The sequence below is a fragment of the Martelella sp. FLE1502 genome (assembly GCF_053484255.1).
The window spans coordinates 1-19,335 of sequence record NZ_JBAKFQ010000011.1; the positions used below are offsets into that span (position 1 = coordinate 1).

Annotated in this window: 17 protein-coding genes; 9 read left to right on the plus strand and 8 right to left on the minus strand. The window is 62.8% G+C overall.

The window, feature by feature from the left end:
* Positions 1–93: 93 nt before the first annotated feature.
* The 3 genes from V6767_RS11200 to V6767_RS11210 all read right to left on the minus strand — a co-directional run bounded on the left by V6767_RS11200 (position 94) and on the right by V6767_RS11210 (position 3,506).
* Positions 94–1,482, minus strand: coding sequence for an MATE family efflux transporter (locus V6767_RS11200; protein ID WP_448473577.1), 1,389 nt, complete (start codon positions 1,480–1,482; stop codon positions 94–96).
* A gap of 239 nt (positions 1,483–1,721) precedes the next feature.
* Positions 1,722–2,399, minus strand: a complete 678-nt coding sequence (locus V6767_RS11205; RefSeq protein ID WP_448473578.1) for a glutathione S-transferase — start codon at positions 2,397–2,399, stop codon at positions 1,722–1,724.
* Positions 2,400–2,477: 78 nt separating this feature from the next.
* Entirely contained in the window at positions 2,478–3,506 is a 1,029-nt protein-coding gene (locus V6767_RS11210) for a sodium:calcium antiporter (RefSeq protein WP_448473579.1), read from the minus strand.
* A 143-nt stretch (positions 3,507–3,649) separates the two neighbouring features.
* Here V6767_RS11210 and V6767_RS11215 point away from each other — a divergent pair, with 143 nt between their 5' ends.
* Positions 3,650–4,474: an isocitrate lyase/PEP mutase family protein gene (locus V6767_RS11215; RefSeq protein ID WP_448473580.1), complete on the plus strand. Its 825-nt coding sequence runs from the start codon at positions 3,650–3,652 to the stop codon at positions 4,472–4,474.
* 34 nt (positions 4,475–4,508) lie between these two features.
* On the opposite strand, the gene V6767_RS11220 is transcribed toward V6767_RS11215, so the two are convergent.
* On the minus strand, positions 4,509–4,676 hold the full coding sequence (locus tag V6767_RS11220; RefSeq protein ID WP_448428100.1) for a hypothetical protein: 168 nt from the start codon (positions 4,674–4,676) through the stop codon (positions 4,509–4,511).
* A 243-nt stretch (positions 4,677–4,919) separates the two neighbouring features.
* Here V6767_RS11220 and carB point away from each other — a divergent pair, with 243 nt between their 5' ends.
* From carB to V6767_RS11240, 4 genes are all read left to right on the plus strand, one after another.
* Positions 4,920–8,402 carry a carbamoyl-phosphate synthase large subunit gene (gene carB, locus V6767_RS11225; protein ID WP_448473581.1) on the plus strand — a complete coding sequence of 1,161 codons (3,483 nt, stop codon included), beginning with the start codon at positions 4,920–4,922 and terminating at the stop codon, positions 8,400–8,402.
* Positions 8,403–8,526: 124 nt separating this feature from the next.
* Positions 8,527–8,862 carry an ArsR/SmtB family transcription factor gene (locus tag V6767_RS11230; RefSeq protein ID WP_448473582.1) on the plus strand — a complete coding sequence of 112 codons (336 nt, stop codon included), beginning with the start codon at positions 8,527–8,529 and terminating at the stop codon, positions 8,860–8,862.
* Positions 8,859–9,320: an SRPBCC domain-containing protein gene (locus V6767_RS11235; protein ID WP_448473583.1), complete on the plus strand. Its 462-nt coding sequence runs from the start codon at positions 8,859–8,861 to the stop codon at positions 9,318–9,320. The genes V6767_RS11230 and V6767_RS11235 overlap by 4 nt, the downstream gene beginning before the upstream one ends.
* Positions 9,310–9,774 carry an SRPBCC family protein gene (locus V6767_RS11240; protein ID WP_448473584.1) on the plus strand — a complete coding sequence of 155 codons (465 nt, stop codon included), beginning with the start codon at positions 9,310–9,312 and terminating at the stop codon, positions 9,772–9,774. Before V6767_RS11235 ends, V6767_RS11240 begins: the two co-directional genes overlap by 11 nt.
* A gap of 15 nt (positions 9,775–9,789) precedes the next feature.
* Here the strand turns inward: V6767_RS11240 and V6767_RS11245 are convergent, their stop codons facing one another.
* Positions 9,790–11,010: an aminopeptidase P family protein gene (locus tag V6767_RS11245; protein ID WP_448473585.1), complete on the minus strand. Its 1,221-nt coding sequence runs from the start codon at positions 11,008–11,010 to the stop codon at positions 9,790–9,792.
* Positions 11,011–11,352: 342 nt separating this feature from the next.
* On the opposite strand from V6767_RS11245, the gene V6767_RS11250 reads away from it, so the two are divergent.
* The 4 genes from V6767_RS11250 (at position 11,353) to V6767_RS11265 (ending at position 15,539) form a co-directional block, all read left to right on the plus strand.
* Entirely contained in the window at positions 11,353–12,129 is a 777-nt protein-coding gene (locus V6767_RS11250; protein WP_448473586.1) for a VOC family protein, read from the plus strand.
* Positions 12,130–12,309: 180 nt separating this feature from the next.
* Positions 12,310–13,833: an MFS transporter gene (locus tag V6767_RS11255; protein WP_448473587.1), complete on the plus strand. Its 1,524-nt coding sequence runs from the start codon at positions 12,310–12,312 to the stop codon at positions 13,831–13,833.
* A gap of 278 nt (positions 13,834–14,111) precedes the next feature.
* Complete coding sequence (gene greA, locus V6767_RS11260) at positions 14,112–14,588, plus strand: transcription elongation factor GreA (RefSeq protein ID WP_448473588.1); 477 nt, start codon at positions 14,112–14,114, stop codon at positions 14,586–14,588.
* A 279-nt stretch (positions 14,589–14,867) separates the two neighbouring features.
* Positions 14,868–15,539 (plus strand): hypothetical protein, encoded by a 672-nt coding sequence (locus tag V6767_RS11265; RefSeq protein WP_448473589.1) that lies wholly within the window; start codon positions 14,868–14,870, stop codon positions 15,537–15,539.
* A 25-nt stretch (positions 15,540–15,564) separates the two neighbouring features.
* On the opposite strand, the gene V6767_RS11270 is transcribed toward V6767_RS11265, so the two are convergent.
* The 3 genes from V6767_RS11270 to xsc all read right to left on the minus strand — a co-directional run bounded on the left by V6767_RS11270 (position 15,565) and on the right by xsc (position 19,306).
* Complete coding sequence (locus V6767_RS11270; protein ID WP_448473590.1) at positions 15,565–16,326, minus strand: sulfite exporter TauE/SafE family protein; 762 nt, start codon at positions 16,324–16,326, stop codon at positions 15,565–15,567.
* Positions 16,327–16,379: 53 nt separating this feature from the next.
* Complete coding sequence (pta, locus tag V6767_RS11275) at positions 16,380–17,384, minus strand: phosphate acetyltransferase (protein WP_448473591.1); 1,005 nt, start codon at positions 17,382–17,384, stop codon at positions 16,380–16,382.
* 146 nt (positions 17,385–17,530) lie between these two features.
* Positions 17,531–19,306 carry a sulfoacetaldehyde acetyltransferase gene (xsc, locus tag V6767_RS11280; protein ID WP_448473592.1) on the minus strand — a complete coding sequence of 592 codons (1,776 nt, stop codon included), beginning with the start codon at positions 19,304–19,306 and terminating at the stop codon, positions 17,531–17,533.
* Positions 19,307–19,335: the final 29 nt, after the last annotated feature.

The following is a 19,335-nucleotide window of genomic DNA, read 5'->3' on the forward strand; positions in this document are numbered from 1 at the left end:
CCTGGATCCTCGGGTCAAGCCCGAGGATGACCCGGAATATGGGAGACGTTTGTCAACAACCTGAGAGCGGCCGGCCTGCCCGGCCGCTCTTTTTTACACTGACGCCGCTCCGGCGCGCAGCAGATGGCGGAAACGCAACGCCAGCAGCACCGCCGCAGCCCCCAGCCCCAGCATGAAGCCGACCCAGATGCCGACGCCTTCGAGACCGAAGGGAAACGCCAGCAGCCATGCAAGCGGCAAGCCGACGACCCAGTAGGCGATCAGCACCAGAAACATCGGCACCCGCGTATCCTTGAGGCCGCGTAGCAGGCCGTTGATTGTCGCCTGCCCGCCGTCGAGCAATTGAAACAGCGCCGCGACGAACACCAGCGGCACCGCATAGGCAAGCACTTCCGGCGCATTCGGGAGGCCGGTATCCATGAACAGCGAGACGAGCGGCTCGGGCGCGAGCGCGAAGGTCAGGCCGCTGGCGACGGCAAAGCAGATCGCGATCGCCATCACCGTTATCGATGCCCGGATGACATTGGCCCTGTCGCCGGCCCCGTGGAACATGCCGACGCGGACCGTCCCCGCCTGGGAAAGGCCAAGCGGCACCATGAAGGCGATCGAGGCCAGTTGCAGCACGATGCCGTGGGCAGCGAGCGGGATCGCCCCGATCTGCCCCATCAACACCGAGGACACGGTGAACATCGACACTTCGGCCAGAACGGAAATCCCGATCGGCAGGCCGAGCAGAACGACCTCTTTCAGCGCCTGCCAGTCCGGCTTCCAGAAGCGGACGAACAGCTCGTAGCGGGCCAGCATCGCATCGCGGCCGATATAGGCAACCAGATAGAAGAAGCCGAAGGCCTGGCCGACAAAGGTGGCGATCGCCGCGCCGCGAATGCCGACTTGCGGCATCCCGAAACCGCCGAGCACCAACGCGTAGGCGACCACGGCGTTAACGACCAGCGTCAGCAGCGAAACCCACAGAACCACCCGCGCCCGCCCCGTGGCGCTGACCAGCGAACGCAGGACCTGGAACAACAGCGCCGGGAACAGCGCGAAGCCGACGACGTGAAGATATTGCGCCGCCTTGAACGCGACATCCGGTTCCTGCCCAAGCGCCAGAAGGATCGGCTCGGACCAGAAGAACAATGGCAGAGCCAGCGCGCCATAGATGATCGAGGCCCACATGCCCATGCGCATGGATCGGCGCACGGCAACCTCGTCGCCGCGGCCATAGGCCTGCGCGACCATGGGCATCACCGCAATGGCAAGCCCCATGCCGAAGATGAAGATCGTGAAATAATACTGCGTGGCGAGAACCGCGGCCGCCAGATCCAGCGCGCTCAATTGCCCGAGAATGAAGATATCGGTGGCATTGATTCCCTGCTGGGCCAGTTGCGCGCCGATGAGGGGGATGCCGAGGGTAAGGGTTTCCTTGAGGTGGGAGAACCACGAATGGCCGGCTGCTTGCGCAGTAGGCATTGTGACAGACATGAAATTCACCAGAAGCTGACGCGCCGGGGCCATGCAATATCGGGGCCCCGGCGGCGAAAATTCCTTAGCTTCTTTTTTCGGCAATTGCCACCCTTATGGGCAGTCCATGATGGCGGAGCCCGATCAAGAGATCGTGTCAGATTGGTGATAGTGCCTGCCCTGCCCGCCCGCATCCTGCACGGGCCCCATCCAAGGATTACGACCGTAAAAAGCGGAGGTTTGTCGGCGATCCAATCCGATCACGAAATCGGGTTGCCGCCATAGCGATAGGCGCCGCCGCGTTGCAGGGCGTGGCGATAGGCCGGACGGGCGTGGATCTTGACCAGATAGTCCAGAACGGCCTGCGGGCGCTCGCCGAAGGCAATCCGGTCCATGCCGACCTCGACCGGGAAGCTCATCATGATATCGGCGGCGGTGAAATCAGCGCCAGCGAACCAGCCGTCGCGCTTCAGCTCCTCGTCCCAGAAGGCTCCGTGGGTCTTCAGCTGCGGGTCGGTGAGCTTCGTTGTCACCACCTTGGAAATCATGTTCATCAGCGGCTTCATCAGGCGGGGCCCCTGCTCCGGGATTTTCTGAAATACCAGCTTCATCACCAGAAGCGGCATGGCCGAGCCTTCGGAATAATGCAGCCAGTAGCGATAGCGCAGCGCCTCATCCGTGCCCGGCTCCGGCCTGAGGCCCTTGCCTTCGCCGTAGCGGTCGATCAGATATTCGACGATCGCGCCGCTTTCGGCGATGACCCGGCCTTCGTCTTCGATAATCGGCGACTTGCCGAGTGGGTGGATCTGCTTCAATTCACGGGGCGCGCTCATATTCTCGCCGCGCTTGTAGCGCTTGATCTCATAGTCGACCCCGAGTTCCTCCAGAAGCCAGAGAATGCGATGGGCGCGGGAGTCTTCCAGATAGTGAACGAGCATGAAACCACCTTCGAATGTTTATCGAACCGAACGGTTCGATTTAGATATGCACTCCTTTATACGTGTTGACAAGCCCGGTCAGATTGCCGTGATCGCGATTGCGCCGAAATAAAGAAAGAGGATGCCCGCGCTCTCGAACCCGATGCGCCCGGGGCCCGCCTTCTGGCGCACGATCAGGCCGAGCAGCAGGATCGCCGTTGCCGACAGGCCGACGGCAAGCCAGATCAGGTCGTCCTTGCCGATCGCGTGATAGAGCGAGCCGTCGCGATAGGCGAGGTCCGAAAGCGTCAAGAACAGCGTATCAAACGTGTTGCCGCCGATAATGCCGCCGACGGCAAGCTGGAGCGCGCCGCGCCTGACGGCCGCAAGCGTCGTCACCAGTTCCGGCAGCGATGTCACCACCGCCGTCATCAGCGCGCCGACAAGCGAGGCGGAAAGGCCGTAGCGGTCGGTGATCACGGCCGCGATCTCTGAGATCACATAGCCGGCAATGCCCATCAGCAGCATCAGAGCGATGAACACCGCGAAGATGCTGACATTGCCGCGGGCATCGCTTTGCTCTTCCTCGGGCTGGTCCGTGCGCGTCTCATGCGTGCCGACAGGCTTCCACATCGGCTCGTCGCGCACGCGCTTGGAGGCGACCACGCCGGCGATGTAGACGCCGAAAATGGCAAGCGACATCGGGCTGACGGCAAACAGCGTGATTTCCGGCGAGGTATAGGCCAGAAGCGGCATGCTGAGCAGCAGCACCAGCAGCGCGCCCTGAAACAGGTTGGAAAGATCGGCCGCCGCATGTTCGAGATTGACCCGGCGGTAGATCATGTCCGCAAGCGCCAGAAACGCCGTCTGCGCGGCAATGCCGCCGACGGCGTTGGAGAAGCTGAGCGAGGCCCGGCCATCGAGCGCCGAGGTCACCGACACGACCGTGCCCGAGAGCGAGGTCGCCGCGCCGAGCAGCAGGCCGCCGATCAGCGCCTCGCCGAGCCCGGTGCGGTCGGCAATCCTGTCGGCCACGTCGGTGATCCTGACGCCGCAACCGAGAATGACCGCACCGGCCATCGCAAAGAGAACGATCAGCCAGATCAAAGTCAGGTTTTCAAAATTCATAAATGTCTCCGGTTTGAAAAGCTAACGCGCCACCCTCCCCTTTGTTCAACCCGCGCTGGCAGCGCGCAAACCCGGTCTGATCTCTTTACAGTTGAAGATGTTCCCTATACGTTCCTCATGAGCATGACTGGAGGGGACAGCTTATGGCGACGCAGGAAGAAAAATATCACCGGTTCATGACGCTGCATGCGCGCGAACGTGCCTTTGTCATGCCCAATCCATGGGATGCCGGCTCGGCGCGCCTGCTGGCCCATCTCGGCTTCGAGGCGCTTGCGACCACCAGCGCGGGGCTTGCCTTTTCGCTCGGCCGCCGCGATTCGGCTGCGGACCTGTCGCGCGAGGACATTTTTGCCAACGCCAAGGCAATCGTGGAGGCCACCGACCTGCCGGTTTCCGCCGACCTTGAAAACGGCTTCGGGGATTTGCCCGAGGACTGCGCGCTGACGATCCGGCTTGCCATCGACACCGGCCTCGTCGGCGGCTCGATCGAGGATGCCACGGGTCGGCCCGACGATCCGATCTATGATTTCGACGCGGCTGTCGAGCGCGTGCGCGCGGCGGCGGAAGCCCGGGCCGGAAAGCCGTTCATTCTCACCGCGCGCTCTGAAAATTTCCTGTGGGGCCGCCCCGATCTCGCTGACACGATCCGGCGTCTCCAGGCCTTTTCCGAGGCCGGGGCGGACGTGCTCTACGCACCCGGATTGCCGGATATCAAGGCGATCGCCACGGTCTGCCGCGCCGTCGACAAGCCGGTCAACGTGGTGATGGGGCTTCAGGGCGAGAACTATTCCGTGGCCGCGCTGGAACGCGCCGGCGTCAGGCGCATCAGCGTCGGCGGCTCGTTTGCCCGGGCCGCGCTCGCCGGCCTGAAACAGGCGGCGGAAGAGGTGCTGACGGAGGGAACATTCAATTACGAGAGGATAGAAGGCAGCGAGGCGGAAAGGCTCACCGCGCCGCCGAAGCGGTGACGCCTGCCGGCGTCACCGGGTAGCGGGCTCAAACTCAAGCATGCGAGGTCTTGGAGGCCCTGCGAAAGATCTCGCCATGGCCTGCCTTGCGCTGGGCATCATCCGCGCCGAAAATCCTGCCGCCGACGATCCGGTAAAGAATAGCAAGTCCTGCAGCCGCGAACACGATCTGGAATGCGATAAGAGGCAGATATTCAAACATGGTTTTGTCTCCGGTTTGGAGTAATAACGCAGCATGTAAACGAAAAGTTCACACTTAAGTGCATCGAAGCGCGAAAAACTTGGTTGATTGCGGTTCACGCGGTGCATTTTCGGGGTTCCGTTGCCATGGCAATTTCCCTATAAGGCCCACCTAGCCTACATGATTTCACGTCCCGTACCCGGCCCGGTCCACCGTGCCGGTTTTTGATGCAGGGATGATAAAAAGAAACGACGGATACCGCCCATGCCCAAGCGCCAAGACCTCAAATCCATCCTCATCATCGGCGCGGGGCCGATCGTCATCGGCCAGGCCTGCGAGTTCGACTATTCCGGCGCGCAAGCGTGCAAGGCGTTGAAGGAGGAAGGCTACCGGGTCATTCTGGTCAACTCCAACCCGGCCACGATCATGACCGACCCGGAGCTTGCCGACGCCACCTATGTCGAGCCGATCACCCCGGAAGTCGTCGCCAAGATCATCGCCAAGGAACGCCCGGACGCGCTGCTGCCGACCATGGGCGGCCAGACCGCGCTCAACACCGCGCTGTCGCTCCGCCGCATGGGCGTGCTGGAGCGCTACAATGTCGAGATGATCGGCGCAAAGCCGGATGCGATCGACAAGGCCGAGGACCGCGCGCTGTTTCGCGAGGCGATGGCCAAGATCGGGCTGGAAACCCCGAAATCCATGCTGGCGAACGCCACCGAGATCAAGGACCAGCATCGCCAGGAGCACGAAGCCAAGCGCGCCGAACTGAAAAAGACGCTGTCCGGAGATGCGCTGGACGCCGCGCTCGACGAGCTCGAGAACCAGTGGAACCTCGGCAACACAGACCGCAAGCAGCGCTACATGGCGCATGCGATGGCGATCGCCGCCCAGGCGCTCGACACCATCGGCCTGCCGGCGATCATCCGCCCGTCCTTTACGCTTGGCGGCACGGGCGGCGGCATTGCCTATAACCGCTCCGAATTCTTCGAGATCGTGGAACGTGGTCTCGATGCCTCGCCGACCACCGAAGTGCTGATCGAGGAATCCGTGCTCGGCTGGAAGGAATACGAGATGGAAGTGGTCCGCGACAAGGCGGACAACTGCATCATCATCTGCTCCATCGAAAACGTCGATCCGATGGGCGTGCATACCGGCGATTCGATCACCGTCGCCCCTGCCCTCACGCTGACGGACAAGGAATACCAGATCATGCGCAACGCCTCGCTGGCGGTTCTGCGCGAGATCGGTGTGGAGACCGGCGGCTCGAACGTGCAGTTCGCCGTCAACCCCGCCGATGGCCGCCTCGTCGTCATCGAGATGAACCCGCGCGTGTCGCGCTCCTCGGCGCTGGCTTCGAAGGCCACCGGCTTCCCGATCGCCAAGGTCGCCGCCAAGCTCGCCATCGGCTACACGCTGGACGAACTCGAGAACGACATTACCGGCGGCGCGACGCCCGCCTCGTTCGAACCCTCGATCGACTACGTCGTCACCAAGATCCCGCGCTTTGCCTTCGAAAAGTTCCCGGGCGCGGAAAACACCCTGACCACGGCGATGAAGTCCGTTGGTGAAGTCATGGCCATTGGCCGCACCTTCCCGGAATCGCTGCAGAAGGCGCTGCGCGGCCTCGAACGCGGCCTCACCGGCCTTGACGAGATCGAAATTCCGGGCATCGAGAACGGCGAGCCGAGCAACGCCATCCGCGCCGCGATCGGCACCGGCACGCCGGATCGCCTGCGCATGGTCGCCCAGGCGATGCGGCTTGGCGTCAGCCAGAGCGAGATCCACGAGCATTCCAAGATCGATCCCTGGTTCCTCGATCAGTTGCGCGCGATCGTTGAAATGGAAGAGCGGGTGCGCGAACACGGCCTGCCGCAGGATGCCGAAAACCTGCGCATGCTGAAGGCCATGGGCTTTTCCGACCAGCGTCTGGCAAGCCTCACCCATGGCCGGCCGAAGGAAGTCGCCCAGCTTCGCAACAAGCTCGGCGTTCGCCCGGTTTACAAGCGCATCGACACCTGCGCCGCCGAATTCGCCTCGCCGACGGCCTACATGTATTCGACCTACGAGACGCCCTTCGATGGCGCCACGCGCTCCGAGGCCGGCATTTCGGATGCGAAGAAGGTCGTCATCCTCGGCGGTGGCCCGAACCGGATCGGCCAGGGCATTGAATTCGACTATTGCTGCTGCCATGCCGCCTTCGCGCTGAAGGATGCGGGTTACGAGTCGATCATGGTCAACTGCAACCCGGAAACGGTTTCGACCGACTACGACACCTCCGACCGCCTTTATTTCGAGCCGCTGACCGCGGAAGACGTCATCGAGATCATGCGCGCGGAACAGGAAAAGGGCACGCTTGCCGGCGTGATCGTGCAGTTCGGCGGCCAGACGCCGCTGAAGCTTGCCGAAGCGCTGGAAAAGAACGGCATCCCGATCCTCGGCACCGCCCCCGACATGATCGACCTCGCCGAAGACCGCGACCGGTTCCAGAAGCTCCTGATCAAGCTCGATCTCAATCAGCCGAATAACGGCATCGCCTATTCGGTCGAGCAGGCCCGCCTGGTGGCGGCCGAGATCGGCTATCCGTTGGTGGTCCGCCCGTCTTATGTTCTCGGCGGCCGCGCCATGGAGATCGTCCATAACGAAGCGGGATTGTCGCATTACCTCCTGGAAGTGGTGCCGGAACTCGTCACCGAGGATATCAAGCAGCGCTACCCGAACGACAAGACCGGGCAGATCAACACCATGCTCGGCAAGAACCCGCTTCTGTTCGACAGCTATCTGACCAACGCCACCGAGGTCGACGTCGATTGCCTCTGTGACGGTCAGGATGTCTTCATCGCCGGCATCATGGAGCATATCGAGGAGGCCGGCATCCACTCGGGCGACAGCGCCTGCGCGCTGCCGCCGCATTCGCTCTCGCCGGAGGTGCTGGATGAACTCGAGGAGCAGTCCCGCGCCCTGGCGCTGGCGCTGAACGTCAAGGGCCTGATGAACGTGCAGTTCGCCATCAAGGACGGCACGGTCTATATCCTCGAAGTGAACCCGCGCGCTTCGCGCACCGTGCCCTTCGTCGCCAAGACCATCGGCGCGCCGATCGCCAAGATCGCCGCGCGCGTGATGGCCGGCGAGAAGCTTTTCGATGTGATCGACTCCTATGGAGAGCGCCCCAATCCGCGCAAGCTGAACCATATCGCGGTCAAGGAAGCCGTCTTCCCCTTCGCCAAGTTCCCGGGCGTCGACACGCTGCTTGGGCCCGAAATGCGCTCCACCGGCGAGGTCATCGGCCTCGACAAGGATTTCGCGATCGCCTTCGCCAAGTCACAGCTCGGCGCCAGCGTCGACCTGCCGCGCGATGGCTGCGTCTTCGTTTCGGTCAAGTCGGAAGACAAGGAGCGCGTGCTCCCCGCCGTCCGGCTGCTGGTCGAACAGGGCTTCACCGTGATGGCGACCGGCGGCACCCGCGACTTCCTGGAGGAAAACGGCATCGCCGCGACCAAGATCAACAAGGTGCGCGAGGGCCGTCCGCATATCGAGGACGCGATCCGCAACCGTCAGGTCCAGCTGGTGTTCAACACCACCAGCAACGACAAGACGATCTCGGATTCGAAGTCGCTCCGCCGCGCAGCACTCACCCAGAAGGTGCCCTATTACACCACCATGGCCGGCGCCATGGCCGCCGCCCAGGCGATCAAGGCGCTGAAACAGGGCCAGCTCGAAGTGCGGCCGCTGCAAAGCTACGCCTGAACCTCGCATCAGTCTCAGACGCCTATGAAGGGCAGGCCCGGCGCCTGCCCTTTTCTTTGGGCTTGACGCAAAGGCTTACCTCCTTTATTTATCCATCAGGTTAATTAACCGATAGGATAAATACATGATGTCCGATCCGCTGACCCAGACGCTCTCCGCGCTCGCCGATCCCACCCGCCGCGCGATCCTCGCCCGGCTGTCCAAGGGTGAAGCGACGGTGAATGAACTGGCCGAGCCATTCAACATGTCGCTGCCGGCGGTGTCCAAGCATCTGAAGGTGCTTGAGCGCGCCGGGCTGATCTCCCGCGGCCGCGAGGCGCAGACCCGGCCCTGCCGGATAGAGCCGGAGACGCTGAAGGCGGTGGATGGCTGGCTTTCGGACTACCGGGCGCTGTGGGAGCAGCGGCTCGACCGGCTGGAAGCCCATCTTGCTAAAATTCAGAACGAGGAAACGCCATGAGCGAGAAGAAGCCCAACGCAAGCCTCAAGATCGAGAACGAAAGGAGCTTTCCGCAGGACCGCGCCACGCTGTTTTCAGCGGTAGCCGATCCGGCAAAGCTCACCCGATGGTGGGGACCGCACGGTTTCGAAAACGAGATCACTGCCTTCGATTTCCGCCCGGGCGGCCAGTGGCGGATCGTCATGACCGCCTCGGACGGCAATGAATTCGACAATCACTGGACGTTTCTGGAGATTGAAGAAGGGCAGCTTATCCGCACCCGCCATCATCTGCCGGTGCATGATTTCGTGCTGGAAATGCGGTTCGAGGACCACGCAGGGGGAAGCCGCCTTGTCTGGGTAATGGAATTCGAGCCGACCGAGGAAAACCGGGCAATGGCCCGCTTCCTCAAGGCCGCCAACGACCAGAATCTCGACCGTCTCGCACAGTTTCTAAAGGGAGAAAACGATGACCGCTGAACTTGATCCTTCAAAAATCATCCGCCTGGAGCGCATCATGGACGCCCCGCGCGAACTGGTGTTCAAGGCGCTTTCCGATGAGAAGCATCTGGACCAATGGTGGGGACCGGAAGGGTTCGTCAACGAGACCCACGCGATGGACTTCTCCGTCGGCGGGCTGTGGCACTACACGATGCACGGCCCCGACGGCAAGGACTGGCCCAACTGGATCCGCTACACGGAGATCACTCCTCCGGCCCGCATTGCCTACGACCATGGCGGCGAGCTCGGCGAGCCCGCCCATTTTCGCGGCCTGATCCTGCTCGAGGACGAAGGCGGAAAAACCCGCGTTTCGCTGATCCTGATCTTCGAGACGGCCGAGGCCCGCGATGCGACCGTCGAGTTCGGCGCCGTCGATGGTGGCCGGCAGACGCTGGCAAAGCTCGATGCCTATGCCAGCCGCCTGCACGGCTAAATCGGTGCGTTTGCTCTAACCAGCAATGATGTTGTGCGCCGGGCCATAGGGGAAGCCGGTGATGTCTTCGGCGCCGTCTTCGCCCACGACCAGAATGTCGTGCTCGCGGTAACCGCCGGCGCCCGGCGTGCCCTCCGGCACGAACAACATCGGTTCCATCGAGATCACCATGCCGGGCGCAAGCACGGTCTCGATATCCTCGCGCAGCTCGAGCCCCGCCTCGCGGCCGTAATAATGGCTGAGCAGGCCGAAGGAATGGCCGTAGCCGAAGGAGCGGTATTGCAGCACGCCGGCCTCGGCGAAGAAGCGATTGACTTCGGCGCAGATCGCGGCGCACGAGATGCCGGGGCGGATCAGCGACATGCCGAGCTCATGGGCGGCGACATTCGTCTCCCAGAGCTTCAGCGATGCTGCATCCGGCTCCCCGAGAAACAGCGTGCGTTCCAGCCCGGTATAATAGCCGGAGATCATCGGGAAGGCGTTGAGGCTGAGAATATCGCCCTGCCGAAGACACCGCGCGGTCACCGGGTTGTGCGCGCCGTCGGTGTTCAGCCCCGACTGGAACCAGACCCAGGTATCGCGATATTCCGCATCCGGAAAGGCCTCGGCAATGGCAAGCTCCATCGCATCGCGCCCGGCCATCGCCACATCGATCTCGCGCACGCCCTCTTCAATCGCCGCATGGATCGCCCCGCCGCCGATATCGGCGATCCGCGCCCCTTCGCGGATCAGCGCGATCTCCTCCGCAGACTTGATCATGCGCAGCGCCATGACGTCGGCTGCGATATCGACGATTTCCGCAGCGCCGATCGCGGTTTCAAGCGCGGAGCGGGCGGCGAGCGTCATGTGATCGCCCTCAATGCCGATCCGATCATGACCCTTGAGAAGGCCGGCGGCCGTGCGCCAGAAGTTGTCGCGCTTCCAGTCAGTGTAGATGACATTGTCGCCGTGGCTGCGCCGCCAGGGCTGGCCGGCATCGATATTGGCCGAGATCGTGGTGCAGCGGTCGGCGGTCACCACGCAGCCGAAGGGCCTTCCGAAGGCGCAGTACAGAAAGCCGGAATAATAGGCGATGTTGTGCATGGAGGTGAACAGCGCGGCGGTGACGCCGCGTGCCTCCATCCCCGCGCGCAGAAGCGCGAGCCGGCGGTCATATTCCGCTTGGCTGAAGGGCAGCGGCGCCTTGTCGCCATTCTCGCAAATGAAATTCTCGGGGCGGGTGGCCAGTTCGTTCATGGGTCAATCCTCATCCGCTGAACCGGACGGATTGCCCCTGCCCGGTTCGAAGCGCTCTTCACAAGCGCTCAAACGTCCGGGCGTGCAGGACCATCATCATGGTGATCGCGGCCTTCCCCTGCGCACGACGCCATCGGCGCGAAGGTCCGCTGAGGAAAGTCTAGCGCTCGCCTCAAAACTTGGCAATGCCGGTTGAGGCCGTTTGCCTCCAGTCCTGCTCTTGTCATGATCGACGGCTAAGATCGCTATGCTGATACAGGCTTGACCGCGAGATTATAGGTTGATATCAACTTAAATAACAGACCACACAGCACCGGTTTCCAGCAACAGGGAGAACAGCACATGGCGAGCGAATTTATCTGGTACGATCTGATGACGACGGATGCCGAGGCCGCGAAGGCCTTCTATCAGGATGTGGTCGGCTGGAAGGCTCAGGATGCAGGCCATCCCGACGTAGCCTACACGCTGCTCGGCATCGAAGGCTATGAGAGCCATGTCTGCGGCCTGATTCAGCTGACCGAGGACATGTGCGCGCAGAACATTCCGCCGCACTGGATGGGCTATGTCGATGTCGAGGATGTCGACGCCAAGGCAGCCGAGTTCAAGGCCGCTGGCGGCAATGTGCTGATGGAGCCGCATGACATTCAGGGGGTCGGCCGGTTTGCGGTGGTGAGCGATCCGCAGGGATCGGCGATCAGCGTCTTCACGCCGATCCCGCCGGAAGGCGGCATGCCGGAATTTCCGCCGCGCGGCACGCCCGGCACCGCTGCTTGGCGCGAGCTCTACACGAGCGACCCCCAAGCCGCCGTCACCTTCTACGGCAAGATGTTCGGCTGGAAGCCGTCGCAGGAGGTCGATATGGGGCCGATGGGCAAGTACCACCTCTTCGCCGGCGATGGCGACGATCTCGGCGGGATGATGCGGATGCCCGACGGCATGCCCACGCCGGCCTGGAGCTATTACTTCCAGGTCGATGGCCTGAATGCCGCGATCGAGCGGGTGAAGGCCGGCGGCGGGCAGTTGCTCAACGGTCCGATGGATGTGCCGGACGGCGCGGTCGTCGCCCAGTTTCTCGATCCGCAGGGCGCATATTTCTGCCTCGTGTCGATGAAACGCTGAGGACCAACGCCATTCCGACCTCAAATGCGCCGGTCGAGCGGCGCATTTTTCATTATAGCCGATCTAGTGGGATCGGCTCCCAATTGGGTGCGCGAATCGCAAAATGCTGGGATGCGTCCGCGTTTTGGGGTAACGCGTGCAGCACTTTGCTAACTTGATGCCGAATCCGGAGCATACCCCATGACCGAAACCGTCAAGGCGACCCGCCGCGAATGGGTGGGCCTCGTGGTCCTCTCTGTCGCCTGTCTGGTCTATTCCATGGACCTTTCGGTGCTGTTCCTCGCCATCCCCTCGATCGTGCGCGAACTGGAGCCATCCGCGCCGCAGCTTCTGTGGATGAACGATATCTACGGCTTCATGGTCGCGGGCTTCCTGGTGACCATGGGCGCGCTCGGCGACCGGATCGGCCGGCGCAAGCTGCTCCTGATCGGCGCGGCCGCCTTCGCACTGACCTCGATCCTCGCCGCCATGGCGCAGACGGCGGGCATGCTGATCTTCGCCCGCGCGCTGCTCGGCATTGCCGGCGCCACGGTCGCGCCCTCGACGCTGTCCTTGATCATGAACATGTTTCGCGACGAGAGCGAACGCAACCGCGCGATCGGCGTGTGGGGCACGGCCTTCGCGCTCGGCGGCCTCGTCGGCCCGCTGATCGGCGGGGTGCTGCTCCACTTCTTTCACTGGGGCTCGGTGTTCCTGGTCAACGTGCCGATCATGCTGGCGCTTCTGGCAAGCGGTCCCTTTCTACTGCCGGAATACCGTTCAGGCGAGAGCCCCCGGCTCGATCTGACGAGCGTTTTCCTGTCGCTGGCAACCGTGCTGCCGGTGATCTACGGCTTCAAGCAGATCGCGGCCCATGGCTTTCATGCGACCGATCTGCTGCCGGTGGCCGCGGGAATTGCCTTCGGCGTTCTGTTCGTCCGGCGTCAGAACCGGATTGCCGAGCCGCTGATCGACCTCAGGCTGTTCCGCCGTCCGGCCTTTACGGTCTCGATGCTGGTCAATATGGCGGTCGTGTTCTTCATGTTCTCGATCTTCCTGCTGCAGGCCCAGTTCTTCCAGCTCGTGCTGGGCATGAGTCCGCTGGAGGCAGCACTCTGGAGCGCCCTGCCCGGCGTATTCTTCACCGTGATGTCGCTGCAGGCGTGGCGGGTGACCAACCGCCTCGGGCCGATCCCGACGGTCGTCACGGGCCTTGCGATCAACGCGGTCGGCGCCGCTGCCATCGGTCTTGCCGCATGGTATCAGAGCCTTGCCGGCATGCTGATCGCCAATGTCATTCTGGGTCTCGGCTTCATTCCCGCCATCCTGACCACGACCGGGCTGATCATCGGCTCGGCGCCGCCGGAGCGCGGCGGGGTCGCCTCGGCGATGTCGGAGACCTGCGCCGAGTTCGGCGGCGCGCTCGGCGTCGGCCTTCTGGGAAGCCTCGCGACCGTGATCTACCGCTTTGCCATGCAGCCGGTCGATCTATCCGCCCTGCCGCCATCCGCCGCCTTTGACGCCGAACAGACGCTCGCCGGCGCGGTGGACAGCGCTCGCGAGCTCGGCATCAGCCACGCCCCCTGGCTTACTGCTGCGCGCGACGCTTACTGTGCAAGTTTCACCGCTTGCGCGCTCGTTGCCCTGCTCGCCCTGCTCGCCCTGTCATTTTCCGCAAACAGGGTTTACCGGCGGGAGCCACCTCGACCTGTGGAAGGGCACTGAAGCGCCTCTGCCACAGCCCCGGCCGCGCCGCTCCTGATCACCGTGGCTGGATGGGTGAGACGATTTGTCTGGAATTCGCGCCGCCGCATCTGTTATAAGGCCCGTTAGCTATGAAACTGGTTCCGGGGTCACGCTTCGGAACCTGTTTCTTTTTGTGTTGCAAATCGGCCGGGAACTTCCCAAGTGAACGGCTGTTCGCCCCACGAAAACGAAGAACATGCACGGACGCGACGGAGCCCGTCTCTGCCGCGTCGAACGACAGACCAAAGGACAGTAATATGGTCGAAAAAGTACCGATGACGAAGGTCGGGGCTGCCAAGCTCAGCGAAGAGCTGCGCTGGCGCCAGCAGGAGGAACGTCCCCGGATCATCCAGGCAATCGCGGAAGCGCGCGCCCATGGCGACCTTTCCGAAAACGCCGAATACCATGCCGCCAAGGAAGCCCAGAGCTACAATGAGGGCCGCATCAGCGAGCTCGAGGACGTGACCACCCGCGCGGAGATCTTCGATCCCGCCAAGATGTCGGGCGACAAGGTCCGTTTCGGCGCGACGGTCAAGCTCGTGGACGAGGACACCGAGGAAGAAAAGGTGTACCAGATCGTCGGCGATCTCGAAGCCGATGTGAAGGAAGGCCGCATCTCGATTTCGTCTCCGATCTCGCGCGCCCTGATCGGCAAGGAAGTTGGCGATTCGATCGAAGTGAACGCGCCGGGCGGCGCCCGCGCCTATGAGATTCTGGAAGTTCTTTGGCGCTGAAGCCCTTGGGTTATTAGCAGAAAGGCATTGTACGCAGACCGTCTGCGTACAATGTCCTGATTTTTGGTCGACCTGCCCCGGGTCAAACGCTCCTCACCGAGAGCTATATTAATGTCGTCTCATTCGGACACATCCAGAAGCGACCTCCCGGAAGTTGGGCTTTCCGTCCTGACGTGGAAGTCTCCGAGAACGCTGGAACGAACCCTGCATTCCCTGGCGCCGGTCAGCGACCTGTTTTCAGAGCGCAAGGTGATCTGTCAGGAAGGCAGTCCGGAGGAAATGGATATCGCCCGCAAGTTCGGGTTCGTTCCGGTCGCGACGGAGAGCAATCTTGGCATTCAGGAAGGGCTGGCGCGCTGCGCGGAAAGCCTTGAAACTGAGCGCATCCTGATCGTGGAGAGCGACAATGTCTTCGTCGACAAGGAGAAGGCTCCGGCCCTACTAAGACGCGCGATCATCCTGTTCGACCAGCACGAGATGGATGTCTTCCAAGTGTCCGGCCGCCCCGACAGAGTGTCGAAACGTTTTCTGCGCTATTGGAAAAGCGAGGAGCCGCTGCGAAAGAAGCTCCGCGCTTATCTGCGTCCGCGGGCCGCGCGATTGCGCGTTCATGAGTCCCTTGCTATGCCCGGCACAATCGCGAACGGCAACCGCTTCATTCAAAAACTGGAAGACGAATTTTACCTCACGCATTCCGATTGCGTCAGCTGGTCCAACCGCCCATTCCTGACAACGCGCTCCTTCTTTCTCGGACCGCTCATAACATTCGCGCGTCAGAACCCGGGCAAGAAGCGGGTAAACGGCATGCCTGATCTGGAACATCCGATCAACTGCCCAGCCAACCGACACTGGTGGTGCGGCCTCCAGGCGAAAGTTGGCGTGGCGTATCCGGGACTGTTCGAACATGACAGGCTTGAACGGCCTGCCAGCGACGAGAAAACAGCGCTCTGATGGCTGCTTGACCAACAGATATCGCCTATCCGCGTAAAATGCCGTCCAATCCAAGAACGATTGCAAACAGCGCCGAGCATACCATCGCCAGAAGCGCCACATTGCGGTAGCTGGTCTCCGAGCCGCGCCGGAAGAAGTAGGCGCCGAGCGCGGAGCCGCCGGCGCATAGCGGCGCGGAGAACAGTCCGAGCAGGACGACGTGGAGGTGAAGCGCGCCTTTGAAAGCCGCCGTCGCCAGCGCGAACACGGCAAGGATCGCAAACAGGATGATCATCGAGGCGCGCTTGGTGCGCGCCGGCACCTCGCGCGCCAGAAAATAGGCCACGACCGGCGGGCCGGGGGCCGCGGCAAGACCGCTGAACAGGCCGGCGAAAAACCCGACCGCAGTGGTGGAGACTGCACCCGGCCGGGGTCCAAGCGAGAATCTGAAGAACAGCGCCGCCGCCGCCCCGGCCGTGATCGAGCCGATGACGATCTGCGCCAGCCAGAGCGGCACGACGGAGATGAACAGCAGCCCGACCGGCGTTCCGAAGATGGCGGCGAGCGTCAGCAGGCCGACGGCACGGCGATCGGCATGGCCGATGCATTCCGGAAGGTCGATCAGGGTCAGCGTGATCTGCACCACCAGCACGGCAAGCACGGCATCGGCCGGCGGCACCAACAGCACCAGAAATGGCATCGCGACCAGCGCCATGCCGAAGCCGGCCAGACCGCGCAGGAAAGCGCCCACAGCCAGACAGGCCGCGAAGCCGGCGAACACCGGAAAGGAAATGGCAAGGTCGGGCATGCGCCCTCACCTCATGAGGGGATGAAGGGCGACCCGTTTTCCGCGCGATTGTCTCATTTCGGCGCACCCGCCTGACAGGCGGTCACCGCGATCATATCGAGCACGTCCTCAGCCGAGCAGCCGCGCGAGAGATCATTGGCCGGCTTGTCGAGCCCCTGCAGCACCGGCCCGATGGCCGACGCGCCGCCGATGCGCTGGGCGATCTTGTAGCCGATATTGCCGGCCTGCAGATCGGGAAAGATGAAGATATTGGCTTCCCCGCCGAGCGGTTCGCCGGCCCCCTTGGATTTGGCGATTGCGGGAACGAAGGCGGCATCGAACTGCAGCGCGCCATCGACCGCGAGATCCGGCCGGTTGAGCCGCACCAGCTTCACCGCCTGCTCGACCTTGTCGACCATGGGGTGTGAGGCGCTGCCGCGGGTGGCGAAGGACAGCATAGCCACGCGCGGCGTATCCCCGGTGAGCATGGTGTAGGAGCCGGCCGCCGCGATCGCTATCTTGCTGAGCTCCGCCGCATCCGGATCGATCACCAGCCCGCAATCGGAAAACAGGAAGGCGCCCTTCTTGGGATGGTGGTCGGCCTCCAGCATCATCAGGAAGAAGCTGGAGACAAGTCGGGTGCCGGGGGCAGCCCCGATCACCTGGATCGCGGTGCGAACCACATCGGCGGTCGAACAGGCCGCGCCCGAGACCGTGCCGTCCGCATGCCCGGCCTTCACCATCAGGGCCGCGAAAACATAAGGATTGCGCGCGGCCTTGTCGGCATCCTCCTCGGTGACGCCCTTATGCTTGCGCAGCGTGAAATAGAGCCTGGAGAGCTCGGGCAGGAGGGTTGAGCTTTCCGGGGCAACCACCTCTATGGCTTCGGGGCAGGTTATGCCGATCTCGGCGCAGAGCTTGTCGATATCGCTCTTTACGCCGACCAGAATGATGCGGGCGACGCCCATTTCGGCTGCCTTGCAGGCTGCCTCCAGCACGCGCCGGTCATTCGATTCGGGCAGAATGATCGTCTTCTCCAGCCGCTTTGCGTTGGCGAAAATCTTTTCTAGCTGGTTCATGTTCTCACCCTGCGGGTCTGATTGCGCTGATCGGGACGACGGGCCCATAAAAAGCATTTCAGGGGTGATTGGCAAGGTCGCCCGCCGCCTGATTTTCAATAGGCAATGGCGGGAAGGCTTGCCCCGCCATTGCCTCGTTCAAGGTCTCAAACGGCCTGCTTGCGCATGTCCGCCCGGTTGATGCCGGCGACCGAGACCGGCTTCTTCATCGCATCCCGGCGGAAGGGCTCGCCCAGCTCCTGGTTCAGCACCACTTCGATGAAGGTCGTCTTCCTTTCCTTCATCTGGCGCTCGACGGCCTTGTCGAGTTCCGTGGAAAGCTGCTCCATCGAGGTCACCTGCACGCCCTCGACGCCGCAGGCCTTGGCGATATCGGCGTAGCGAACATCGAGCGAAAGTTCGGTGCCTACGAAATTGTCGTCGAACCACAGCGTGGTGTTGCGCTTTTCCGCGCCCCACTGGTAGTTGCGGAAGATCACCATGGTGATCGCCGGCCAGTTGTCCCGCTTCAGCGATACCATCTCGTTCATGGAAATGCCGAACGCGCCATCACCCGCAAAACCGACAACCGGGGTATCCGGCTGGCCGATCTTGGCGCCGACGATCGCCGGGAAGCCGTAGCCGCAGGGGCCGAACAGGCCGGGCGCCAGATATTTGCGGCCCTCCTCAAAGGTCGGATAGGCGTTGCCGATCGCGCAGTTATTGCCGATATCGGAGGTAATGATCGCATTCTTAGGCAGAGTCTGCTGGATCGCGCGCCATGCCATGCGCGGGCTCATCCGCTCCGGCTCGCGGGCGCGGGCGCGTTCGTTCCAGGTAGTGCCCTCATCGTCTTCCTCGTGGTCGAGCGAGGTCAGTTCCTGCGCCCAGGCCGATTTGGTCTTGGCGATCAGCGCCTTGCGGTCGTCGCGGTCGATATCGCCGGCATTGCCGGCAAGCCTGTCGAGAATGCCGGTCGCGACCTTCTTCGAATCGCCGACAATGCCGACGGTGACCGGCTTGGTGAGGCCGATGCGGTCCGGATTGATGTCGACCTGAATGATCGCAGCATCCTTGGGCCAGTAGTCGATGCCGTAGCCCGGCAGCGTCGAGAACGGGTTAAGCCGGGTGCCGAGCGCCAGCACCACATCGGCCTTGGCGATCAGTTCCATCGCGGCCTTGGAGCCGTTATAGCCGAGCGGGCCGGCAAACAGCGGATGGTTGCCCGGGAAGGCATCATTATGCTGATAGCCGACGCAGACCGGCGCATCGAGCCGTTCGGCAAGCGCCTTCGAGGCTTCAATCGCGCCGCCGAGAACGACGCCGGCGCCGTTCAGGATCACCGGAAATTTGGCTTCGCTGAGCAATTTCGCGGCGCGGTCGATCGCCTGTTCGCCGCCGGAGGGACGTTCGAACTCGACGATCGCCGGCAGTTCGATATCGATGACCTGGGTCCAGAAATCGCGCGGAATGTTGATCTGCGCCGGGCCACAGGCGCGCTTGGCCTTAAGGATCACGCGGTTCAGCACCTCGGCGATGCGCGAGGCGTCGCGCACTTCTTCCTGATAGGCGACCATGTCCTTGAACAGCGCCATCTGCTCCACTTCCTGGAAGCCGCCCTGCCCCATGGTCTTGTTGGCGGCCTGCGGGGTGACGACCAGAAGCGGCGTGTGGTTCCAGTAGGCGGTCTTGACGGGCGTGACCAGCGAGGTGATGCCCGGCCCGTTCTGGGCAACGACCATCGACATCTTTCCGGAAGCGCGGCTGTAGCCGTCGGCCATCATTCCGGCATTGCATTCATGGGCACAGTCCCAGAATTCGATGCCGGCCTGCGGAAACAGGTCGGAAATCGGCATCATGGCCGAGCCGATGATCCCGAAGGCGTGCTCGATGCCATGCATCTGAAGGACTTTGACGAAGGCTTCTTCGGTGGTCATTTTCATGGGTAGTCTCCTCTAGGAAATTATATAGG

Bases quoted from the DNA above. Each gene is read 5' to 3' on its own strand.
- V6767_RS11215 (WP_448473580.1), top strand. From the start codon at position 3,650: ATGGCGACGCAGGAAGAAAAATATCACCGGTTCATGACGCTGCATGCG.
- V6767_RS11210 (WP_448473579.1), bottom strand. From the start codon at position 3,506: ATGAATTTTGAAAACCTGACTTTGATCTGGCTGATCGTTCTCTTTGCG.
- carB (WP_448473581.1), top strand. From the start codon at position 4,920: ATGCCCAAGCGCCAAGACCTCAAATCCATCCTCATCATCGGCGCGGGG.
- xsc (WP_448473592.1), bottom strand. From the start codon at position 19,306: ATGAAAATGACCACCGAAGAAGCCTTCGTCAAAGTCCTTCAGATGCAT.
- V6767_RS11220 (WP_448428100.1), bottom strand. From the start codon at position 4,676: ATGTTTGAATATCTGCCTCTTATCGCATTCCAGATCGTGTTCGCGGCT.
- V6767_RS11265 (WP_448473589.1), top strand. From the start codon at position 14,868: ATGGATATCGCCCGCAAGTTCGGGTTCGTTCCGGTCGCGACGGAGAGC.
- V6767_RS11255 (WP_448473587.1), top strand. From the start codon at position 12,310: ATGACCGAAACCGTCAAGGCGACCCGCCGCGAATGGGTGGGCCTCGTG.
- V6767_RS11270 (WP_448473590.1), bottom strand. From the start codon at position 16,326: ATGCCCGACCTTGCCATTTCCTTTCCGGTGTTCGCCGGCTTCGCGGCC.
- pta (WP_448473591.1), bottom strand. From the start codon at position 17,384: ATGAACCAGCTAGAAAAGATTTTCGCCAACGCAAAGCGGCTGGAGAAG.
- V6767_RS11230 (WP_448473582.1), top strand. From the start codon at position 8,527: ATGATGTCCGATCCGCTGACCCAGACGCTCTCCGCGCTCGCCGATCCC.
- V6767_RS11245 (WP_448473585.1), bottom strand. From the start codon at position 11,010: ATGAACGAACTGGCCACCCGCCCCGAGAATTTCATTTGCGAGAATGGC.
- V6767_RS11235 (WP_448473583.1), top strand. From the start codon at position 8,859: ATGAGCGAGAAGAAGCCCAACGCAAGCCTCAAGATCGAGAACGAAAGG.
- V6767_RS11200 (WP_448473577.1), bottom strand. From the start codon at position 1,482: ATGTCTGTCACAATGCCTACTGCGCAAGCAGCCGGCCATTCGTGGTTC.
- V6767_RS11250 (WP_448473586.1), top strand. From the start codon at position 11,353: ATGGCGAGCGAATTTATCTGGTACGATCTGATGACGACGGATGCCGAG.
- greA (WP_448473588.1), top strand. From the start codon at position 14,112: ATGGTCGAAAAAGTACCGATGACGAAGGTCGGGGCTGCCAAGCTCAGC.
- V6767_RS11240 (WP_448473584.1), top strand. From the start codon at position 9,310: ATGACCGCTGAACTTGATCCTTCAAAAATCATCCGCCTGGAGCGCATC.
- V6767_RS11205 (WP_448473578.1), bottom strand. From the start codon at position 2,399: ATGCTCGTTCACTATCTGGAAGACTCCCGCGCCCATCGCATTCTCTGG.